At 61.4% G+C, this 5911-nt stretch carries 6 protein-coding genes; 3 read left to right on the top strand and 3 right to left on the bottom strand.

Features of this window, described 5'->3' with window-relative positions; all coding sequences use genetic code 11:
* Positions 1–100: 100 nt before the first annotated feature.
* Positions 101–364 carry an MFS transporter gene (locus GOEFS_RS22930; protein WP_280985276.1) on the bottom strand — a complete coding sequence of 88 codons (264 nt, stop codon included), beginning with the start codon at positions 362–364 and terminating at the stop codon, positions 101–103.
* A 125-nt stretch (positions 365–489) separates the two neighbouring features.
* Here GOEFS_RS22930 and GOEFS_RS15230 point away from each other — a divergent pair, with 125 nt between their 5' ends.
* Positions 490–1374, top strand: coding sequence for a cutinase family protein (locus GOEFS_RS15230; RefSeq protein ID WP_040525248.1), 885 nt, complete (start codon positions 490–492; stop codon positions 1372–1374).
* Between the two features lie 256 nt (positions 1375–1630).
* Positions 1631–1834: a hypothetical protein gene (locus GOEFS_RS15225; RefSeq protein ID WP_007318822.1), complete on the top strand. Its 204-nt coding sequence runs from the start codon at positions 1631–1633 to the stop codon at positions 1832–1834.
* Between the two features lie 136 nt (positions 1835–1970).
* On the opposite strand, the gene GOEFS_RS15220 is transcribed toward GOEFS_RS15225, so the two are convergent.
* Complete coding sequence (locus GOEFS_RS15220; RefSeq protein ID WP_007318821.1) at positions 1971–2522, bottom strand: hypothetical protein; 552 nt, start codon at positions 2520–2522, stop codon at positions 1971–1973.
* 42 nt (positions 2523–2564) lie between these two features.
* Positions 2565–2777, bottom strand: a complete 213-nt coding sequence (locus GOEFS_RS15215) for an RNA-binding S4 domain-containing protein (RefSeq protein WP_007318820.1) — start codon at positions 2775–2777, stop codon at positions 2565–2567.
* 58 nt (positions 2778–2835) lie between these two features.
* Here GOEFS_RS15215 and lysX point away from each other — a divergent pair.
* The coding region (gene lysX / locus GOEFS_RS15210) for a bifunctional lysylphosphatidylglycerol synthetase/lysine--tRNA ligase LysX (protein ID WP_007318819.1) at positions 2836–5911 on the top strand (3076 nt) is incomplete at its 3' end.

Raw genomic sequence — 5911 nt, 5'->3', positions numbered from 1 at the left:
GATTGACAGTGCGCCGCCCTTATTGTCGGGGATGGCTCGTACGGTGAGGTTCTGTATTGCCACCGTCATCATCGACGCACCACAGCCAGCTGCGGTCCAGTTAAGCGCGCACAGTAACGATGGCGAACTCCCACTGCCACCGCGCCGCGGCGGCTAGCTCGCCAACGAGCGGAGCGAATGACTGGCCCGCGGCAAGGCAACTCGCGAACAATCCCGCATCGCGGCTCAGTCGTTCGGCGGGCACCAAGTCGGCGAGCGATGCGAGCAGACGCGGCGTGGTAAACGCATTCGCCGAGCCCATCACGACTCGAGCGACAAGGAAGACGCCGATATTCGGAGCCAGGGCACAGGGCAAGGTGCCGATGGCGTAGGTGAGGCGGTCAAAGGAAAGGGGGCTCGCAGATACGCGGATTTGAATCTACACTTGCTGCTATTGACTCGGCCGGTGTGAGCTGGCACACGTTGCATCTGGGAGGAATAAACGTGGATATGAGACGCGCACTGGTGATGATCGTGGCCTTCGCGAGCGCGATTACGGGGGGACTGCTGGTGCCAACCGCGGCATCCGCGGTTCCATCGAATTGCCCCAAGGTCTATGTACTGGCCATCCCGGGGACGTGGGAAAGGAGTCCCGGCCTGGTGGGAACGGTGACCAGAGACCTAGGACCCGACACCCAAGTAAGCTACGTCGGCTACAACGCGACTGCCTTCCCGTGGGAAAACGGCGGCTCGATTTACGGGCAGTCCAAGGCGCAGGCGGTCGCCAATACCTGGGGTCTGGCGCGGAAAATGCTGCGCCGCTGTGCGGGGACCAAGATCGCGCTGGCGGGCTATAGCCAGGGGGCGGACGCCGCGGGCGATGTGACGTCGGAGATCGGCACCGGCCGCGCTGCGATCCGCCCGAGCCAGTTCGCGGGTGCGGTGCTCATCTCCGACCCCCGACGATCGCGCCGCGACGCGCTCGTCGGTCCGGCGCTCACCGGGCAAGGCAGCGGTGGTCCGCGAATCGGCGGATTCGGCTGGGTGAGCAATAGGACTTTCAGCATCTGTCATCCAAAAGACCTGTACTGCAACGTCGATCGCGACTACTACGTCACCAGAATCGTGGGGTACCTAGCCGAGACCAGCAATCCGACGCCTAGTCAGTTCGCGGAGTATCAAGCCGAGGCGGGAGCGATTTTCCGGGACATGATGACCCGCGGTGGGCTGGCTGCGATTCCCCGAGAACTGAGTAACGCGAGAGCGACCGAACAGCTCATCAAGTTCGGTCGGTTCCTGCTCTCGGGTGCGCACGGCGAGTATTCGACGTTGCAGGTGGCGCCGGGCACCAACGCGTTGACGTGGGCGCGGAACTACTTGGCGAAGTTGGGCTGACGGTAACGCTCGCGACGCGCTCAAGAAGCGTAAGCAATGTGGAGCGTTCTGTTTCGTTGAGCTGACCGAACACCGCATCCTGGATCCCTGCCCTGACGACGTGTGTCAAGTCTGACGTTCATCTGACTGTCGGACATCTGTAACGGTCTTGACGCCGGATTCGATACCCAGAATGTAAGACTTCGACGTGTCGTTCACCACTTTCTTCTCGGAGAGGGTGCGGCAAGGAGAATTCTCGTTACAGTAGAACAAAGTAATGACCGCCGCTGCTCTGCAGCAGTTCACAGATCCGGGAGTGATTGAAATGAGGCTCGCAACAGCACCTCTCAATCATCGTAAGTCGCTGTCGTTGACCACCCTCGCGGCCGGACATCTACGTCGCCCGCGCGTGGCACGTCGATTCCCGGAAGAGGCCGAGCGGTTGGTCACCAATGCTGAGTTGCGTCGTCTGCATCCGTAGTCGTGGTTGGCGCCTTCATTGCGTCAATCCATAAGGGCACGTAGCCTTAGGCAAGTAGCCATCCCATCGCGGTGGGTTTGGAAGTGAGCCACAGGACAACTCGCCGGACGACGAGGCCTGTGGCTCGCGTCGTTTGTCAGACCAGATGTAGTTCCACTGCGCTCCCCAGTACTTGCAGATGTTCGGGATGGCCAATCCGCGCCTGAACCACTGCGCCACACACGATGTCGGCTGCCCACAAGGCGGGTTCCACGCGGCCTACCGCATGCTCAATCCGCAGCGTTGATGCAATGACCCGTCGAGCGCGAAGCATTTGCATCGTCGCCAAATCGCTCTGGTCCAATTGGCCGCGAGACTCGAAAGTTATTGTCGAGCAGGGCATTTCAGTCAGATGTGGGAGCAGATATTCCAAGCACTTACGTCGATGTCTGCGGTCGCTCGCCTTGGCTTCGCGGTGTATCACGACAAATCCTGTGACCGGTAGGTGCGCCACCGTGTCGACGAGTTCGCGGCGCCGTGCATAACTGCTGCCATGCCAATGCACCTTCGGTTCACCAATTCGAAGGTCCTCCATTGCCGCGCGCAGCTCGGCGAGGTCGTCCTCCTCACAGAGCATTGCCGTCAGCAGATAGGCGCCCGGATCTAAATCGGGGCGCGACCCACTTTCGTCTGCCCACGCGGTCAACATCAGCCCACCTCCCCATGGTCTGCATTCCCCCAACCCCAGCCGCTACTCGCTGACGACGGTGACCGACTCGCCGGCGAACTCGACGACATCGCCGGCGACTAGTTGGCGACCTCGTCGGCGTTCCACGTCATCATTCACTCGAACCAGACCGTCGGCGATCACTGCCTTCGCATCCGCGCCCGAATCAATCAGATTTGCCAGTTTTAAGAACTGCCCCAGGCGAATTGAGTGGTCGCTGATTGGAATATCGTTCACGCCGCAATTCTAGGGCGAGGTCGAATGCTTTGGCCCGCCCGGACGCTACCGTTACTCCATGACAGCGCATTCGGATCGTGTACGCGATGCCAACTGGCGGTCCAACGACCTCATCGAACATATTCGACGCCCCCAGGGATTCGGCGCGGCGGCGCCACGGATCGCGGCCACCATAACCGGGATCCTCGCCACACTGTCTCTGTTGTCGAGTATCTTCCCGCCCTTCCGGCATTTGATCCACGTGCCACGGGATTTCATCGACAACTTCGTTATTTCGATGCCCGACACCAGCTTCGCGTGGGCGTTCGTTCTGGCGATGGTCGCGATTGCCCTTGGTAGCCGAAAGCGGATGGCGTGGTGGATTTCGGTCTGTTACCTGCTGCTGTACATGGGCTCCAATATTGCCTACCTGTTCGATCCCCTCGCCTCGCAGTACGGCGTCGACGACGCCGAGCGGATCGGCATCTATATCGGGCTCAGTATCGACCTGGCGGCGTTGATCTTCCTGATCGCGACCTACCGGCAGTTCTATACCAAGGTGCGTCGGGGAGCCGGATTAGCCGCTCTCGCAGTACTTTTGGGCGGACTGACGGTGGCGACGCTAATCGGTTGGGGTCTGGTGCTGCTAGTACCGCACACGCTCGAGCCCGGTGAGCGGTTCGCATATGCCCTCAATCGGGTGGTCGCGTTCAGCACCGTCGATTCGCGAACGTTCAACGACCACCATTCGATCGCGCCGATCAACGGATTGCTCGGACTCTTTGGCGCACTGGCGCTCATGGTCGCAGCGGTGGTGCTGCTCCGTTCCCAGCGGCTCAAGTCGCTGATGACCGTCGATGACGAGAAATTGATCCGCGCGCTGATCACCACCTTCAATGACGATGATTCGCTGGCGTATTTCTCGACCCGCCGAGACAAGGCCGTCGTGTTCTCCGCCGACGGTCGCGCTGCGATCACCTATCGAGTCGAGTTGTCCGTCGGGCTTGCCGGTGGTGATCCGATCGGCGATCCGCAGTCGTGGCCTCGCGCGATCGAAGCATTCCTCACTCTCTGCGAACAGTACGGTTGGCATCCCGCCGCGATGGGGGCGAGCTCCCGTGGCGCACGGGCGTATCACGACGCCGGATTCGGGAGTCTCAACATCGGCGACGAGGCGATCCTCCATGCCGGCGCGTTCAGTCTCAACGGTCCGGCGATGAAAGGTGTCCGACAAGCGGTGACGCGCGCCAAACGTGCCGGGGTTGGTGTGCGCATCCGACGTCATTCGGAACTGAGCCCCGCCGAGCGAGACGCGATGGTGGCACTCGCCGACGAGTGGCGCGACACCGACGAGGAGCGTGGCTTCGCGATGGCACTCGGCCGGCTCGGCGACGAACACGATGGCAATTGTCTTCTGGTAGAGGCCATTTCCGCGATGGATACCGAACATGCCAAGCCGGTCGGCATGCTGTCCTTCGTTCCGTGGGGACGGACCGGAGTGTCGTTGGATGTGATGCGGCGCGACCGGCAGTCGGTGAACGGCATTGTCGAGCTGATGGTCAGCGAACTCGCGCGCAACGCCGAAGATATTGGTATCACTCAGGTTTCGCTGAACTTCGCGACCTTCCGGGCCTTCTTCGAGCAGGGCAATCAAATCGGTGCCGGGCCCGTGATGCGACTTTCGTACTCGGTATTGATGTTCGGCTCCAAGTTCTTTCAGATGGAGTCGCTGTACAAGTCGAACGCGAAGTACCTGCCGGAGTGGGTACCGCGCTACCTCTGTTTCGAAGACGCCCGCATGATTCCTCGTGTTGGGTTGGCGTCGGTGGTCACCGAAGGTTTCATCACGCTGCCGTCGTTCGGGCTGCGTCGGCGCCAATATACGGCGGGGTCGTCGTCGATCCCCGCCGGCGTTGACCTCGAAGCGTTGCTGGTCCAACTCGATGAGGAACGGGTGGCCGATCGTGACACTGCCCGACGTCCCGAGCAGGTCCGGGTACGGATGAACAAGCTACAAGAGTTGCGCGACAACGGGATCGACCCCTATCCGGTCGCGCAACGGCCGACCTGCACCATCTCCGATGCGGCGACGAGTGAACCGGGTACCCCGGTGCGTATCGCGGGACGAGTGACCCGACTCCGCGACTTCGGCGGGGTGGTGTTCGCTCAAGTACACGACTGGTCCGGTCAGGTTCAGGTTCTCGTCGAGGCGGCGAAACTCGACTCGGGCACAATAGATTTCGCTGCGACGGTGGATCTCGGCGATCTGATTTTGGTTACCGGTGAAACGGGCACCAGCCGGTCGGGAGAAACTTCTGTGCTGGTGCGGACCTGGTCGATGATCGGGAAATGTCTACACCCGCTGCCGAATAAGTGGACCGGCCTCACCGACCCGGAAGCTCGGGTACGACAGCGATATGTCGACCTGGCGATCGACGCCGACAGTCGTCGCCTCCTCAAGACTCGAAGCACGGTGGTGCGCGCGCTTCGGGACTACCTCGATCAACGTGACTTCGTGGAAGTGGAAACGCCTATCCTGCAACGGATTCACGGCGGCGCCAACGCAACACCATTCCAGACCCATATCAATGCCTACAACCTGGACCTTTATCTGCGGATCGCGCCGGAGCTCTACCTCAAGCGATTGTGCGTCGGTGGCGTAGAGCGCGTTTTCGAGATCGGCCGCAACTTCCGCAACGAGGGCGTCGACTTCTCGCATAACCCCGAGTTCACCTCCCTGGAAGCCTATGAGGCGCATAGTGATTACCGGCAAATGCTCGACCTGACCCGCGAGCTGATCCAGTACGCGGCGACCGCCGTCTACGGTTCGCCGAAAGTGATGCGGACCGCGGCCGACGGCACCGAGCAGTGGATCGACATCTCCGGGCAGTGGCCGGTGCGATCGGTATACGACGTCGTGAGCGAGGGCGTCGGCACCGAGATAACCCCGTCGACCACGGTGGAGGAACTGCGTGATCATAGTGCGCGCGTTGATGTTCCGATCCGTCCGGGCTGGGACGCCGGGCAGATCGTGCAGGAACTCTACGAGCATTTCGGCGAGGCGCGCACCACCGAGCCGACGTTCTACATCGACTTCCCGTCGTCGGTGTCACCGTTGACCCGACCGCACCGCAGCATCGACGGTGTTTCCGAGC

This window comes from Gordonia effusa NBRC 100432, assembly GCF_000241305.1.
GTDB lineage: Bacteria > Actinomycetota > Actinomycetes > Mycobacteriales > Mycobacteriaceae > Gordonia > Gordonia effusa.
Note: the sequence above shows the minus strand (reverse complement) of the source record. Positions and strands in the feature narration are given on the sequence as shown.